This is a genomic window from Paenalicyclobacillus cellulosilyticus (genome assembly GCF_014647315.1).
GTDB lineage: Bacteria > Bacillota > Bacilli > Alicyclobacillales > Alicyclobacillaceae > Alicyclobacillus_J > Alicyclobacillus_J cellulosilyticus.
This window is the reverse complement of the sequence record NZ_BMOY01000001.1, coordinates 13,727-28,228: the sequence shown is the minus strand read 5'-3', so window position 1 is coordinate 28,228 and position 14,502 is coordinate 13,727. Positions and strand designations below refer to the sequence as shown.

Genomic DNA, 14,502 nt, shown 5'->3' with positions numbered 1-14,502 from the left:
GGAGCGATGTCGGAGATCTTGTCCCAGTCGGAGATCGATGCACTGCTCGCGGCCCTGACCAGCGGCGAGGTGCGTGTCGAAGACATCCGCGAGACGGGGTCCGTGCACCGTGTGCGCACGTACGACTTTCGGCGGGCGATGCGGTTCTCGAAAGACCATATCCGCATCCTGTCACGGATGCACGAACACTTTGCCCGTTTGTTGACGACGCACCTGTCGGGTCAGTTGCGCAGCGTGGTGCAGTTCCAGGTTGAGTCGGTGGATCAAGCACCGTACGAAGAATTCATCCGCTCCATCCCTGCGCTCACCGTGGTGTACACGTATGCGGTGCCGCCGCTCGAGGGGAGCATCGCGCTGGAAATCAATCCGCAGATTGTGTTCGCCATGCTCGACCGGTTGATGGGGGGACAGCCGCGCAGCCAGTACAAGGTCCGGGAGCTGACCGAAATTGAACACGCCCTGCTGCAGCGTCTGTTCGACCGCGTGCCTGACTTTCTTCAGGAGGCGTGGCGATCCGTTGCGTCCATCGAGCCGCGGTGCATCGGCATGGAGAGCAACCCGCAGTTCTTGCAGCTTGTGACGGCGAACGAGACGGTCATGGTCGTGACCATGAGCGCGAAGGTCGGCGCCGCAACAGGGTTGCTGAACCTGTGCATCCCCCATCCAACGGTGGAACCCCTGTTGCCCACCCTGACCACCCAGCACCTGATGGACGTCTCCAAAAACAGGCGGGCGGCGCGGCGCACGGATTTGCTGGAAGCGCACTTGGCCCAAGTGGACGTCGATGTGTCGGTGGTCTTAGGAGAGGTGCAGATGACATTATCGGACATCTTGGAACTGGAACGAGGCGACGTGTTGCCGTTGCGGACGCGCGTCGGCCAGCCGGTCGCCGTTTTTGTCAATGAAGAATTGGCGTACTGGGCTGAGATTGGGAAAAAGAGGGATCGGTACGCCGTGCGGATCATGCGGCCGTCCAGGGAGGTGGACCGCGATGGAGGACAGGGACGCGAAGCTGTCCCAGGCGGAAATTGATGCATTGCTCAGCGGTCTGTCGGCCGCTTCCACACCGCCCACGCCCCCGTTGAGCGACATGGAACGGGACGCGCTCGGGGAATTGGGGAACATCAGCCTTGGCTCGTCGGCCACTTCCCTCTCCGTGCTGTTGCGGCACCGGGTTCAGATCACGACCCCGCAGGTCTCGTTGCTGCGCGCAGAGGAGGTTCGGCAAGAGCTGCCCAGGCCGTGCGTGCTGGTGACTGTCCGCTATACGGCGGGTCTGGAAGGGGAAAACGCCTTGGTCATCGACACCGAGGACGCCATGGTCATCGCCGACCTGATGCTCGGCGGGGATGGCACGAACGTGGCAGGGGAGTTGAACGAGCTGCACCTGAGCGCGGTGGCTGAGGCGATGAATCAGATGATGGGTGCTGCCGCCACCGCCATGTCCACGGTGTTCAACCGGCCCATCAACATCTCACCGCCCACCGTGGAAGTGATTGACTTCGGCACGGAGGTCAAAGAGGGGTTCCCGCCCGAAGCTTGGTTGGTGAACGTCTCGTTCCGCCTGCGCGTCGGGGAATTGGTCGACTCGCGGATTCTGCAGCTGATCCCCATTTCGGTGGCCAAGGAGATGGTCGCCGTCTTGACCGGCGGCGAAGCGGCAGCCAGTGCGGCACCGTCCTCCCCCGCGGCCTCCGCGGCGCATGCCGGGTCTGTTGCTGCTCAGGATGCTGCCGGTGAACCGCACGGGTCACAAGCTGCACGTTCCGCTGCGGACCGTACGGCGAACGTGGAGGGCGCTCGGGGTGCGGCGACCGGTGGCCCCGGTTCTGCGGCAAACCCTGCGGGTGGCAGCATGGCCAAGGGGCGTGAGGAGCCGGCACTCGTGGTGCGCCGGCCCGAATTTCCGGATTTCACATCGGCGGCACCGGTGCCGGAACCGGTTCCGCGCAACCTTTCCCTCCTGCTCGACGTGTCGCTGAACGTGACCGTGGAGCTGGGGCGCACGAAACGGTCCATCAAGGATATTCTCGAGCTCGCGCCCGGGTCGGTGCTCGAGCTTGACAAGCTGGCCGGAGAACCGGTCGATATCCTCGTCAACAACAAGCGGATCGCCATCGGCGAGGTGGTCGTCATCGACGAAAACTTCGGCGTGCGCATCACCGACATCGTGAGTCCCGAGGACCGCGTGCGGCAACTGCGCTGACCGATGCGCGTGGATTCATCATCACTGTGGCAAAGCGAGGGGAAGCGGATGGCAAATCGCATCTTGATTGTCGACGATGCGGCGTTCATGCGCATGATGCTGAAGGACATTCTTCAAAAAAACGGCTACGAGGTGGTTGCGGAAGCGGCCGACGGTCTGCAGGCCGTGCAGCGGTACCAGGAGTTTCGGCCCGACCTGGTCACCCTCGACATCACGATGCCCGAGATGGACGGAATTGAGGCCCTGCGGCAAATCCGCGCCATCGATCCGAATGCCCGCGTCATTATGTGTTCCGCCATGGGCCAGCAGGCGATGGTCATCGACGCCATCCAGGCTGGGGCTCGCGACTTTATCGTCAAGCCGTTTCAGGCGGAGCGGGTCCTGGAGGCTGTACGAAAGGCGCTGGCGTAGGATGTATTACGTCGTGAACCTGGTGCTCTCCCTGCTCGTCGTCGTGGGGCTCATTCTGGTGTTGGCGCGGTTGGCCGCGCGGGCCGGCGGACAAGGGGAGGAAGGCCCGTTGCGTGTGGTGGCGGCCCGTCAGATCGCGCCAAACCGCTGGGTTCAGGTGATTGAGTGGGGCGGACGGCAGTATCTCATCGGCGTCGGCGACCAGGTGACGCTGTTGGCGGCGGACGCGGCTCAGGAATCCAGCGTGGACATGCCGGGGGCTGCGGCACGGCCGCCTGCGGCGTGGCCCGTGTTCGCCGTGGCGCTGCGCCGAGCCTTGACCCAAGCTCGTGCACGGTACGGGCGGCCCGGAGACTGGAGGATGCGGTCATGAACAGGCGGTGGTCCTGGGGGCGTTGGCGTACATGGGGTGCAGGGGGAGCCGCGGCGTGGCTTTGCGGATGGTGGTGGGGCCAAGCGCGGGCGTGGGCCGCACCTGCTCCCTTGCCCGGGGTGCACCTCGACATCGGGGCCGGGTCGTCGCCGGCAGCCGTGTCGGCCACGGTGGAGATCCTGCTTCTCATCACGGTGTTGTCGATTGCGCCGGGGATCCTTGTCTTGATGACGTGTTTCACCCGCATCGTCGTGGTGTTCGCGTTTGTGCGCAACGCACTCTCTCTGCAACAGACGCCGCCGAACCAGGTGTTGGTCGGACTTGCGCTGTTCCTGACGCTGTTTGTGATGCAGCCGACCATCGCGGCGGTCAACCGGGATGCGGTGCAGCCGTACATGGCAGGGAAGATCACCCAGTCGGAGGCGTTGGCGCGCGCAGAGATCCCCATCAAGCGCTTCATGGCCAAGGAGACCCGTCCGCAGGACCTGCAGTTGTTTTTATCCTACCGCCATCTTCCCAAGCCGAAGACGGTGGACGATATCCCGCTGGTCGCTTTGGTGCCCGCGTACACCATCAGTGAACTGAAGACGGCATTTCAAATGGGTTTCATGATCTACATCCCCTTTCTCATCATCGATATGGTCGTCGCCACCACGCTGATGTCGATGGGCATGATGATGTTGCCGCCGGCGATGATCTCGTTACCGTTCAAGGTGTTGTTGTTCGTGATGGTGGACGGATGGTATCTGGTGGTGAAATCGCTGCTCACAGGTTACGCGTAGTCGGGAAGGCGGTGAGCGCATGAGCGCGAATATGGTGGTTGGCCTCGGCCAACAGGTGATGTGGCTGGTGGTCAAACTTGCCGGTCCGGTCCTGTTGTTCGGGCTGGTCGTCGGCGTGGTGATGAGCATCTTCCAGGCAACGACCCAAATCCAGGAACCTGCCCTGGCCTTCATTCCGAAGATGGCCGCGGTGATGGCCGCCTTGCTGTTGTTCGGGCCCTGGATGCTCACGAACCTGGTCGATTTCACGCAGAATATCCTCGGCCATCTGATGTCGTTCGTGCAGTGATGTCCCATGACGGCGTACTTAATGCAACACGTGGAGGCGTTCATCCTCGTCCTGTTGCGGATGGCGTCGTTCGTCGCCGCCTCTCCCGTCTTTTCGCTGCGCGTATGGCCGGCTTGGGCCAAAGCCGGATTCGCCGCCTTTTGTGCCGTGCTCGTCGTCCCTGAGGTGTCGGCGCAGCCGGTGCCTCCCTTCGCGCAGGCGGGACGTTTCCTGGGCGATGCGGCGGCGGAGGTGGTGACCGGACTCCTGTTGGGCACCGCGGCGTCGGTGGTGTTCACGGCGGCCCAGATGGCGGGACAACTCCTTGATATTCAGATTGGCTACGCCGCAGCCGCCCTGTTCGATCCGGTGCAAGGCCAGGCGTCGGGACCGCTCGCCAATTGGACCACCATCTTGTTCACCCTGTATTTCCTCGGCGTGGGCGGGCTTGACGGCCTGGTGCTGGCCGCGTTGCACAGTTACGACTGGGTGCCGCTCGGCGGGTGGCGGGTGCGGGCGGGCGGCGTACCGCTCGTCACGAGCATCCTCGGTCTTGCCATGACCGGTGCGGTGGAGGCGGCAGCACCCACGTTGGCCGCGCTGCTGTTGCTCGACGTGACGTTCGCGTTCCTGTCGCGCGCGGTGCCGCAGTTGAACGTGTTCGTCGTCAGTCTGCCCGTGAAGTTGTTGCTTGGACTCGGGTTTTGCGCGGCCACGGTGCCTGCGCTCGTCTTCACGTTTGATGCGGGATTTCGTGCGTTGCTGCAAGCGCTCGACGCCATGCTGCGATGGATGGGAGGGTGAAGCGTGCTGGCCTGGGACCTGCAGCGTTTCGCCGGGGAGAAGACTGAACGGGCGACACCGGAACGGCGGCGCGAGGCACGCCGCGCGGGTCAGGTTCCGCGCAGTGCGGAGTTGACGGGGGCCATCGCCGTCTTCGCCGCGGTGATGGCGCTGCGGGTGTGCGGGCCATCGATCTGGTCAGGTTTGGAAAACATGATGACGAAGCAAATCCATGACGCGGCTTCCCCGCTGCAGGGTGCGGCCGATGTCCAAGCCCTCGCCATCCATGCGGTGCGCTGGTTCGTCTGGCTCGCCGCCGTGCCGCTCGCAGCCGCTTGGTTGGCCGCGTGGGTGGCGGGGTATGCCCAGGTTGGCGCCTTGTTCCGCCTGCAGGCCATCGCCCCCGACTGGAAGCGGATCGATCCGTTCGCCGGCCTGCGCAGGTTGTTCAGCCTGCGGGGAGCGGTCGAGGTGGTCAAGGCGGTGTTCAAACTGGCCATCATCGCGCTCGTCGCGTACACCGCCGTCACCGGCATGGGGCCGCGCTTGGAACGGACGGCGGGGATGCCGCTTGGCGCGTTGCCGGCTTGGGTGGGGAGCCAGGTGTACGGTGTGGCCGTGCGCATCTCCGCCATGTTGCTGGCACTGGCTGTCGCCGATTATCTCTTCGCCCGGTTTGAACATGAACGCAGCATCCGCATGTCCCGCGAAGAAATAAAGGAAGAGATGCGCCGCAGAGAAGGCGATCCGGCCGTCCGGGCGCGCATTCGCCAGCGCGGCCGGGCCATCGCGATGCGGCGGATGATGCAAGAGGTTCCGAAAGCGGACGTCGTCATCACCAACCCTGTCCACCTGGCGGTGGCGTTGCGGTACGATGCGAAGACCATGGCTGCGCCGACCGTGATCGCCAAAGGGGCGGATGAGATCGCGCGCCGGATGCGGGAGGTGGCGTCCGCACACGGGGTGCCGGTGGTCGAAGACAGGCCGTTGGCGCGCGCCTTGTACCAGCGCGTGGACATCGGACAACTGGTGCCGCCCGATCTCTACCAAGCGGTGGCCCAGGTGTTGGCGTACGTGTACAGACTGCGCGGACGGCTGAGCGAGTCCCGGGAGGGAGGACGATGAAGCGGTTCGACGTCGCCGTGATGGGCATGATCATCGGGATTGTCGTGATGATGGTCATCCCGATGAACAAAATGCTCCTCGACGTCTTGCTCATCATCAACCTGTTCGTCTCGATGACGGCCCTGTTGGTGGCGATGAACGTGCGGGAACCGCTTGAGTTCTCGGTGTTTCCGTCGTTGTTGCTCGTCACCACCCTCTACCGCCTGGCGCTCAACGTGTCGTCGACCCGGCTCATCCTCACCCAAGGGGATGCGGGCGAGGTGATTCGGACATTCGGCAACTTCGTCATCAGCGGCAATCCGGTCGTGGGCTTCATCGTCTTTCTCATTCTCATCATCATCCAGTTCATCGTCATCACGCGCGGCGCGGAGCGGGTGGCGGAAGTGGCGGCCAGGTTCACGCTCGACGCGATGCCGGGCAAGCAGCTGGCCATCGATGCGGACCTCAACGCCGGGCTCATCACCGAACAGGAGGCACGGCAGCGCCGCCAACAGATTGAACGGGAGGCCGACTTTTACGGCGCCATGGACGGTGCTTCCAAGTTCGTGCGGGGTGACGCCATCGCCTCGATGCTGATTGTCGCCATCAACTTGGTGGGCGGGTTCATCATCGGCATGGTGGAACAACAACTCAGCTTGCAACAAGCCTTGAGCCGGTACACGACCTTGTCCATCGGCGACGGCCTGGTGAGCCAGATCCCGGCGCTGCTCTTGTCCACGGCCACCGGTTTGATGGTCACCCGGGCGGCGTCCGAGAACAACCTGGGCGCGGACGTGATCCAGCAGGTGTTTTCCTATCCGCGCACCCTCTACCTGGTGGCGGGGGCGCTCGGGTTGCTCGGCTTGTTCACGCCCATCGGCTTGCTGCGCACCGCACCCGTGGCGTTGCTGGCGGCCGGGATTGGCTGGCGGGTCGAGCGGGTGGCGCGGACGGCGCGCGCGGCGGAGGCGGAGCGCGCGCTGCGCGCGCAGAAGGAAGAGACGAAGAAGCCGGAGAATATGCTCTCGTTGTTGAGTGTGGAGCCTATCGAATTCGAGTTCGGCTATGGATTGATCCCGCTCGTCGACAGCAAGCAGGGCGGCGACCTGCTCGAACGCGTCGTGCTCATTCGGCGGCAGATTGCGATGGAACTCGGCTTCATCATCCCGGTGGTCCGCCTGCGGGACAACATCCAGCTGAAGCCGAACGAGTATGTCATCAAGATCCGCGGTGTGCAGGTGGCGGGCGGCGAGTTGATGATTGGGTACTGGCTGGCGATGAGTCCGGGGTTGGACGATCCATCGGTGGAAGGGATTCCGACGCAGGAGCCGACGTTCGGCTTGCCCGCGTTGTGGGTGGATGCCAAAAACAGGCTGCGTGCCGAAATGGCGGGGTACACCGTGGTCGAACCGTCCGCCGTGATCGCCACGCACCTGACGGAAATCCTCAAGCGTCACGCCCACGAGCTGCTCGGCCGCCAGGAGACGAAGGCGCTGCTCGACCACCTGAAGGAGAGCCATCCGACGCTGGTGGAGGAGGTCGTACCGCAGGTGCTCACCGTGGGCCAGGTCCAGCGGGTGTTGGCCAACCTGCTGCGGGAGCGCGTGTCCATCCGCGACCTGGTGACCATCCTGGAGACACTGGCCGATGCCGGGCGGCAGGTGAAAGACCCCGATCTCTTGACGGAAGTGGTGCGTCAGGCATTGGCGCGCCAGATCTGTCACCAGTTCCGGGTCCCGGGCCAGGCCATGCAGGTGGTGACGCTGTCCGCCCATGTCGAGCAGCGGTTGTTGGAGTCGTTGGTGCGCAACGAGCAAGGGGCGTTCATTGGGTTGGACCCTGCGTCGTCGCAGCAGATCATCCGGCGCTTGCGCGAAGAGACGGCGCGCTTGGCCGCAAGCGGCAAACCGCCCGTCATCCTGGTTCAGCCGCAGCTGAGGTTGCCGCTGCGGCGCTGGTTGGAACGGGTCTTGCCTGACGTGCACGTCCTCTCGTTCAACGAACTCGATCCGCAGGTCGAGGTCGAAAGTGCTGGGGTGGTGAACTTGTCATGATGGTGCGGCGTTATGTCGTGAAGGACATGCCGGAAGCCGTGACGCGCATCCGCCAAGACCTGGGACGCGACGCAGTCATCCTCAGCACCAAGCGGGTGACGGTCAAAAAGTGGCTCGGCTTTTGGCGGAGCAAACGGATTGAGGTGGTCGCCGCGATCGGAGATGACGTTCCCTTGCGCGCGACCGCGCAGCAGGTGCAGCGGCTGATGCAGTCGGTACCCGACTTTCGTGCCAGGCCGCAGGATGAACGGATGAGCCCCCCGGCCGAGCACGGGGGAAGCCGCCACGCCGAGGCGGTGGAAGCCCACCTGGAGCCGCTGTACCGCCGCTTGTTGTGGCATGGGATGAGCGAGGAAGGCGCACGCCGCCTGTTGGAAGTCATGCGGGCCCGGCAAGGAAACCGGCCGGAGAGCGACGCAGCCGACATGTTGGCAGGACTGGCGGAGCCGCAACCGATCTCGCCGCAATCGCGTTTGGTCGCGTTCGTCGGGCCGACGGGCGTCGGCAAGACCACGACGGTGGCGAAATTGGCCGCGCTGCATGTCTTGTCCGGGGAGCGCAAGGTGGGGCTCATCACCACGGATACGTACCGGATTGCGGCCGTGGAGCAGTTGCGGACGTATGCGGACATCCTCGGCGTGCCCCTCGCGGTCGTGTACCGGCCCGAAGACTTGCCGTCCGCACTGGCGCAGATGGATGACCGTGATCTCATCTTCATCGACACGGCAGGGCGCAATTACCATCTCGACGCATACATCCGGGAGGCGGAGGCGTGGTTGCGGGCGGTGCCCATCGATGAGACGTTCCTCGTCCTGGCGGCGACCGGAAAGCCGCAGGACCTGGATGCGGTCGCGCGCAAGTTCGCTGCGCTGCCGGTGGACAAGTTTGTGTTCACCAAGATGGACGAGACGGCAACGTACGGCGCCATCCTCGACCTCGTCCTCAACCATCGCAAACCGGTGTCCTACATCACCACCGGCCAGAACGTCCCGGACGATATCGAGGTCGCGTCCTTCGAAAAGATCTTGAAGTTGATCCTGGAGGGGGCTGCGTAATGACCGGCCTTCAACCCATCAGGGACCAAGCGGAATCACTGCGGCAACGGATGCGGAAATTGGATCGGCCGGAAACGCGCGATCACGGTCCGCGCGTCATTGCCGTTGCCAGTGGCAAGGGCGGGGTCGGCAAGTCGAACTTCTGTGTCAATTTCGCCCTCGGGTTGATGCAGGCAGGGTTACGCCCCATCGTGGTCGATGCCGATTTGGGGTTTGCCAATGTGGAGGTGCTGCTCGGCGCCCGTCCGAAGTACTCCCTGTACGATGTGGTGGAAGGAATGGACATCCTGTCGGCTGTCCAGGTGAGCTCATCCGGCCTGCCGTTTTTGAGCGGCGGCAACGGGGTATTCGACATCCATTCCTTGTCGGAAGAACAGGTGGCACGCCTTCTGCAGGAAATGCGCAAACTGCAGGACGCATTCGACGTTCTGCTCCTCGATGCGGGTTCCGGCTTGGGAGCCAATCTCGGCCGGTTGCTGAGCGCGGCAGACGAGCTCATTCTGGTGACGACACCCGAACCTACGGCCATCACGGACGCGTACGCGCTCCTCAAATCGTTATCCGCACACGGGCACGTTCCGCATACGCGCATCGTCGTCAACCGGGCGACGCAATTCACCGAAGGGCGGCAAGCGGCGGAAAAGGTGCGTTTGGTGGCAGAACGTTTTCTCAGTCTGCGCATCGATGTGTTGGGATTCATTTTGGAAGATCCGCATGTGCCGCAGGCGGTGCGCAAGCAGGAGGCCTTTTTGCGCAGCTTTCCGACGAGTCCTGCGGCCAGGTGCGTGCGTCAGTTGGTACATAACTACCTGCGTCTCGACACCGCGGAACCGCCGCAGGGGTTTGTCGGCTTCATCGAGCGGGTCTTCCGCCGCTTCATGCCTGGTCAGCGCGACGAGACGCAGCGCAGATGATGCGGCGGGAGGGCGTGACCACCGCATGTCGCGGTGGCAGGCCGGTGGCTGGGGGGTGAGTGAAGGTGAGCAACACCTGGTGGAGCGTGGCGGTGGAGGTTGCGCTGCTCGCGGTGCTTGCCGTGATCTATATGGGGTTGGCGAAGTCCGGGCGGTCTGGGTCAGGGATGCGCGGTTGGTGGCAAGCGTGGGCACAGTTCCCGCGACGGGGCCACGTGCGACGGGCACCTTCCGTTCCGGATGGCGCGCAACCCAAGCGGTGGTTCGCGGGGTGGCCGCGCGACCGTGCGGACGAACGGGACCGCGCGCCGGAGCAGGAGGAAGCCGAGGCGGTGGTACCGGCGGAGGCGGAAGAAGTCGCGCAGTTGTTGGATGAGATGTATCAAGAATTTATGGAAGAGATCCGGCGCCTGCGCGAGGATACGGCACGGGCGCTCGCCCGGCTGCAACAGGAAATGCGGGAGATGACGGCGAAGGCGCTTTGTGAGGCGCAAGCGTCGGCCGCGCGCCAGTCTGAATCGCCCGCGTCGCCGCATCCGCCCGGCTCGACCGGTTCGGCATCGCCGGATGTGACATCGCCGGCGGAAACAAACTTCCCGCTTTCATCCCGCTACCAGGCGGTCGCTGAGCAGTTGGCGGAAGGGAAGCGTCCGCAGGAGGTGGCGATGGCGCTCGGCATGAGCGTGACGGAGGTGGAATTGGTGCGCGAGTTGTTGGCCTTGGCCCGCGTTGCAGGTTCGCCAAACCGTATGGTATAGTTGATGGCAGTGTATATCGCCCGCCCTGAGGGCGGAGTACGCACGTCCACCCGATGTCCGGCCGGTGCCCCGGCGGGGTTTCCGGACAGGTGAGGGGGGCGGAGGACAAACCGACGGGAGGTCTTTCGATGGCCATCATCTCCATGAAGCAGTTGTTGGAAGCCGGCGTGCATTTCGGACATCAGACGCGGCGTTGGAATCCGAAGATGGCGCGTTACATCTTCACGGAGCGCAACGGGATTTACATCATCGACCTGCAGAAGACCGTGCGCAAAATCGAAGAGGCTTATCAGTTCGTCCGCGAACTGGCTGCTGAAGGCAAGACAATTCTGTTTGTGGGCACGAAGAAACAGGCGCAGGAAGCTGTCCGCGAAGAAGCGCAACGATGCGGCATGTTCTATGTGAATCAGCGTTGGCTGGGCGGAACGCTGACCAATTTCGCGACCATTCAAAAACGAATTGCTCGCCTTGAGCAGTTAGAGCGGATGGAGGAAGAGGGGACGTTCGACCTCTTGCCGAAAAAGGAAGTCATCCTGTTGCGCAAGGAGAAGGAACGGTTGGAGAAGTTCCTCGGCGGCATCAAAGGGATGAAGACGCTCCCGGGCGCCATGTTCGTCATCGATCCGCGCAAGGAGCGGATCGCGGTGGCGGAAGGCCGGAAGCTCGGCATCCCCATCGTCGCCATCGTCGACACCAACTGCGACCCGGACGAGATCGATTACGTCATCCCGGGGAATGACGATGCCATCCGGGCGGTGAAACTGTTGACGTCGAAGATCGCCGACGCGGTGCTAGAAGGGACGCAGGGCGAGCAGACGACGGCGTGACGGCGGGCCGAGGCCAACGGGTGGCGGGAGCGCACGAGCCTCGTCACCTTTCTTATGTCTGCTGGTGGGTGCATGATGAAGTCGTGTGACAGGAGGATGGATGGCGTGGAAATCACAGCTGCGATGGTCAAGGAGTTGCGGGAAAAAACGGGTGCGGGGATGATGGACTGCAAGCGCGCGCTGGCTGACGCCAACGGCGATATGGAGCGCGCCATGGAGCTTCTGCGCGAACGCGGCTTGGCTTCGGCATCGAAGAAGGCAGGCCGGGTCGCCGCGGAGGGTGTGGTCGAAGCGTACATCCACGCAGGTGGCCGCATCGGGGTGTTGGTGGAGGTCAATTGCGAGACCGATTTCGTGGCGAAGAACGCGGAGTTCCGCAGCTTCGTGCACGACATCGCGATGCACATCGCCGCAGCCAACCCGGCGTACGTGCGCCGCGAGGACGTGCCGCAGGAGGTCATCGAGAAGGAACGAGAGATTCTGCGGGCACAGGCCCTGAATGAAGGACGGCCGGCGAACGTGGTCGACCGGATCGTCGAAGGGCGGTTGGATAAGTTCTTCAAAGAAAACTGCCTGTTGGAACAGCCGTTCGTGAAAGACCCGGATAAGACCGTTCAGGAGCTGGTGACGGAAAAGATCGCGCAGATCGGCGAGAACATCTCCATCCGCCGTTTTGTCCGCTTCGCTGTCGGCGAGGGATTGGAAAAGGCGCAAACGGACTTCGTGGCCGAGGTGATGGCCCAGGTCCGGTCGTAACGATGGGGCAGGGAACACGCGCGTGTTCCCTTTCTTCAAATTTCATCCGCCTGCCGAGGCAACCGGCCGCGTGGCACGTACCCAGGGAACGGAGGAATGGGAATGCCGGCACCGAAGTACAAGCGCGTCGTATTGAAGCTGAGCGGTGAGGCGTTGGCTGGTCCGCAAGGGTTCGGGATCGACGCGAATACCGTCCACAACATCGCCTCCCAGGTGCGCGAGATCGTCGAGTTGGGCGTTCAAGTCGCGGTGGTGGTGGGGGGCGGTAACATCTGGCGTGGACTATCCGGCAGCGAGAAGGGCATGGACAAGGCGACCGCCGATTACATGGGGATGTTGGCGACGGTGCTCAATGCCCTGGCGCTGCAGGACGCGCTGGAGAATCAGGGTGTGGTCACGCGCGTGCAGACGTCCATCGAGATGCGGCAGATTGCGGAACCGTACATAAGGCGGCGAGCCATCCGCCACCTGGAAAAAGGGCGCGTCGTGATCTTCGCCGGTGGCACGGGCAACCCGTTTTTCACCACAGACACCGCGGCCGCGTTGCGTGCGGCGGAAATTGAAGCAGAGATCATCCTGATGGCGAAAAACGGTGTCGACGGCGTCTACTCGGCAGACCCGGCCAAGAATCCGGATGCGGTGAAATACGACGAGCTGGAATTCATCGATGTGCTCAACCAGGGCTTGGGTGTCATGGACGCCACAGCGACTTCCCTGTGCATGGACAACAACATTCCGCTCCTGGTGTTCGCCATCGGCAAGGAAGGCAACATCCGGCGAGCGGTCATGGGTGAACCGATAGGCACGATGGTGAGGAGGAAGCCCCGTGATTGAAGACATCGTCAAATCGGCAGAGGAACGCATGGAAAAAGCGGTTTCCGTCTATCGGCGAGAGCTGGTCACCGTGCGTGCCGGGCGCGCAACCCCTTCGATGCTCGATAAGGTGATGGTCGAGTACTATGGGACACACCTGCCGGTGAATCAGGTGGCGACCGTGACGGCGCCGGAGCCGCGCCTGCTCGTGATTCAACCGTGGGACAAAAGCATGCTCGGCGAGATCGAAAAAGCGATCCAGAAATCTGATTTGGGGTTGCATCCATCGAACGACGGCAGCGTCATCCGCCTGGTGATCCCGCAGTTGACGGAAGAGCGGCGGAACGAGTTGGTGAAAATGGTCCGCAAGATGGCCGAGGAAGCGCGTGTCGCGGTGCGCAATGTCCGGCGCGATGCGAACGACGAAGCCAAGAAAGCGGAAAAGTCGGGCGAGTTGTCGGAGGACGAAGTCAGACGGTTGATGGACCGCGTCCAGGCGCTGACCGACCGGTTCATCCAAGAGATCGACAAACTGACCGCGGCGAAGGAACAGGAACTGCGCGAGGTGTAACGCGGCGGCTGGCGGTGACGCGTGAGGGTGCGGAGTCCGGGGGTCGGCGAGGGGAGTGTGCGTGATGTGCTGAAACGGTTCTTCAAGCGCAGGCCCCGGAACGACGGCGGCGTATGGGTTGAGGGCGAAATGCCGGCGCATATCGCCATCATCATGGACGGGAACGGGCGGTGGGCGAAGCGGCGCGGACTGCCGCGCATCGCCGGCCACCGCGCCGGCATGTTGGCGATGCGGGAGGTGATTCGCGCCTGTGACGACCTCGGGATTCCGTGTTTGACACTCTATGCGTTTTCCACGGAAAACTGGATCCGGCCCAGAGAAGAAGTCGAATACTTGATGCGCTTGCCTGAGGAGTTTTTCCGCACCGAGATCGACGAGTTGGTTGCCCGGGGCGTCCGGGCCCGTTTCATTGGCGACACCTCGCAGCTGCCGCCGTACACGCAGGAGACGGTGCAACGGACCCTCGAGCGCACGCGGGACAACCAAGGGATGATTGTGAACTTTGCCCTCAACTACGGAGGGCGCGCGGACATCATCTGGGCCATCCGTTCGTATGCGAAAGATGTCGAAGCGGGCTTGGCGCGTTGGGAAGACATCTCCGAGGCCACGTTCAGCAAGTACCTCTCGACGCGGGATTTGCCCGACCCGGATCTCATCATTCGAACGAGCGGCGAGATCCGCATCAGCAACTTTCTCATCTGGCAAGCGGCATACGCCGAACTGTGGTTTACCGACGTCTTATGGCCCGATTTCACCCGCGACGACCTGTTGCAGGCCATCCGCGATTACCAGCGTCGCAAGCGGCGGTTCGGCGGTTTGAAGTAGGT

General features: G+C 63.3%; 17 protein-coding genes. All 17 read left to right on the top strand.

The window, feature by feature from the left end; genetic code table 11:
* The first annotated feature begins 6 nt into the window (after window positions 1-6).
* A complete protein-coding gene (gene fliM / locus IEX97_RS00140) occupies window positions 7-1,032 on the top strand; it encodes a flagellar motor switch protein FliM (RefSeq protein ID WP_188880432.1) in 1,026 nt (341 codons plus the stop codon).
* Window positions 992-2,206, top strand: coding sequence for a flagellar motor switch phosphatase FliY (gene fliY, locus IEX97_RS00135; protein ID WP_188880431.1), 1,215 nt, complete (start codon window positions 992-994; stop codon window positions 2,204-2,206). Before fliM ends, fliY begins: the two co-directional genes overlap by 41 nt.
* 48 nt (window positions 2,207-2,254) lie before the next feature.
* A complete protein-coding gene (locus tag IEX97_RS00130; RefSeq protein ID WP_188880430.1) occupies window positions 2,255-2,617 on the top strand; it encodes a response regulator in 363 nt (120 codons plus the stop codon).
* Window positions 2,618-2,630: 13 nt separating this feature from the next.
* Complete coding sequence (locus tag IEX97_RS00125) at window positions 2,631-2,990, top strand: flagellar biosynthetic protein FliO (protein ID WP_188880429.1); 360 nt, start codon at window positions 2,631-2,633, stop codon at window positions 2,988-2,990.
* On the top strand, window positions 2,987-3,772 hold the full coding sequence (gene fliP, locus IEX97_RS00120; RefSeq protein WP_188880428.1) for a flagellar type III secretion system pore protein FliP: 786 nt from the start codon (window positions 2,987-2,989) through the stop codon (window positions 3,770-3,772). Before IEX97_RS00125 ends, fliP begins: the two co-directional genes overlap by 4 nt.
* 19 nt (window positions 3,773-3,791) lie before the next feature.
* Window positions 3,792-4,061: a flagellar biosynthesis protein FliQ gene (fliQ, locus tag IEX97_RS00115; RefSeq protein ID WP_188880427.1), complete on the top strand. Its 270-nt coding sequence runs from the start codon at window positions 3,792-3,794 to the stop codon at window positions 4,059-4,061.
* A gap of 6 nt (window positions 4,062-4,067) precedes the next feature.
* Window positions 4,068-4,844 carry a flagellar biosynthetic protein FliR gene (locus IEX97_RS00110; protein ID WP_188880426.1) on the top strand — a complete coding sequence of 259 codons (777 nt, stop codon included), beginning with the start codon at window positions 4,068-4,070 and terminating at the stop codon, window positions 4,842-4,844.
* A gap of 3 nt (window positions 4,845-4,847) precedes the next feature.
* Window positions 4,848-5,948 (top strand): flagellar biosynthesis protein FlhB, encoded by a 1,101-nt coding sequence (gene flhB, locus IEX97_RS00105; protein ID WP_188880425.1) that lies wholly within the window; start codon window positions 4,848-4,850, stop codon window positions 5,946-5,948.
* A complete protein-coding gene (gene flhA, locus IEX97_RS00100; protein WP_188880424.1) occupies window positions 5,945-7,981 on the top strand; it encodes a flagellar biosynthesis protein FlhA in 2,037 nt (678 codons plus the stop codon). The genes flhB and flhA overlap by 4 nt, the downstream gene beginning before the upstream one ends.
* Window positions 7,978-9,036 carry a flagellar biosynthesis protein FlhF gene (locus IEX97_RS00095; RefSeq protein WP_188880423.1) on the top strand — a complete coding sequence of 353 codons (1,059 nt, stop codon included), beginning with the start codon at window positions 7,978-7,980 and terminating at the stop codon, window positions 9,034-9,036. Before flhA ends, IEX97_RS00095 begins: the two co-directional genes overlap by 4 nt.
* Before the next feature lie 50 nt (window positions 9,037-9,086).
* The gene (locus IEX97_RS00090) at window positions 9,087-9,950 is read left to right on the top strand and encodes a MinD/ParA family protein (protein ID WP_188880422.1); all 864 of its coding nucleotides are present in this window, start codon (window positions 9,087-9,089) and stop codon (window positions 9,948-9,950) included.
* 65 nt (window positions 9,951-10,015) lie between these two features.
* Window positions 10,016-10,708 carry a hypothetical protein gene (locus tag IEX97_RS00085; RefSeq protein WP_188880421.1) on the top strand — a complete coding sequence of 231 codons (693 nt, stop codon included), beginning with the start codon at window positions 10,016-10,018 and terminating at the stop codon, window positions 10,706-10,708.
* 128 nt (window positions 10,709-10,836) lie between these two features.
* Entirely contained in the window at window positions 10,837-11,535 is a 699-nt protein-coding gene (gene rpsB, locus IEX97_RS00080; protein ID WP_188880420.1) for a 30S ribosomal protein S2, read from the top strand.
* 105 nt (window positions 11,536-11,640) lie between these two features.
* Window positions 11,641-12,291, top strand: coding sequence for a translation elongation factor Ts (tsf, locus tag IEX97_RS00075; protein WP_229776151.1), 651 nt, complete (start codon window positions 11,641-11,643; stop codon window positions 12,289-12,291).
* 102 nt (window positions 12,292-12,393) lie between these two features.
* On the top strand, window positions 12,394-13,125 hold the full coding sequence (gene pyrH, locus IEX97_RS00070) for a UMP kinase (protein ID WP_188880419.1): 732 nt from the start codon (window positions 12,394-12,396) through the stop codon (window positions 13,123-13,125).
* A 28-nt stretch (window positions 13,126-13,153) separates the two neighbouring features.
* Window positions 13,154-13,675, top strand: a complete 522-nt coding sequence (gene frr, locus IEX97_RS00065; RefSeq protein WP_229776168.1) for a ribosome recycling factor — start codon at window positions 13,154-13,156, stop codon at window positions 13,673-13,675.
* 57 nt (window positions 13,676-13,732) lie between these two features.
* Window positions 13,733-14,500: an isoprenyl transferase gene (locus IEX97_RS00060; RefSeq protein WP_373289356.1), complete on the top strand. Its 768-nt coding sequence runs from the start codon at window positions 13,733-13,735 to the stop codon at window positions 14,498-14,500.
* Window positions 14,501-14,502: the final 2 nt, after the last annotated feature.

Coding starts and splice junctions, on each gene's coding strand:
- fliP (WP_188880428.1), top strand. CDS start 2,987: ATGAACAGGCGGTGGTCCTGGGGGCGTTGGCGTACATGGGGTGCAGGG.
- IEX97_RS00130 (WP_188880430.1), top strand. CDS start 2,255: ATGGCAAATCGCATCTTGATTGTCGACGATGCGGCGTTCATGCGCATG.
- flhA (WP_188880424.1), top strand. CDS start 5,945: ATGAAGCGGTTCGACGTCGCCGTGATGGGCATGATCATCGGGATTGTC.
- IEX97_RS00110 (WP_188880426.1), top strand. CDS start 4,068: ATGACGGCGTACTTAATGCAACACGTGGAGGCGTTCATCCTCGTCCTG.
- fliQ (WP_188880427.1), top strand. CDS start 3,792: ATGAGCGCGAATATGGTGGTTGGCCTCGGCCAACAGGTGATGTGGCTG.
- frr (WP_229776168.1), top strand. CDS start 13,154: ATGGAAAAAGCGGTTTCCGTCTATCGGCGAGAGCTGGTCACCGTGCGT.
- fliY (WP_188880431.1), top strand. CDS start 992: ATGGAGGACAGGGACGCGAAGCTGTCCCAGGCGGAAATTGATGCATTG.
- fliM (WP_188880432.1), top strand. CDS start 7: ATGTCGGAGATCTTGTCCCAGTCGGAGATCGATGCACTGCTCGCGGCC.
- IEX97_RS00090 (WP_188880422.1), top strand. CDS start 9,087: ATGCGGAAATTGGATCGGCCGGAAACGCGCGATCACGGTCCGCGCGTC.
- rpsB (WP_188880420.1), top strand. CDS start 10,837: ATGGCCATCATCTCCATGAAGCAGTTGTTGGAAGCCGGCGTGCATTTC.
- IEX97_RS00095 (WP_188880423.1), top strand. CDS start 7,978: ATGATGGTGCGGCGTTATGTCGTGAAGGACATGCCGGAAGCCGTGACG.
- pyrH (WP_188880419.1), top strand. CDS start 12,394: ATGCCGGCACCGAAGTACAAGCGCGTCGTATTGAAGCTGAGCGGTGAG.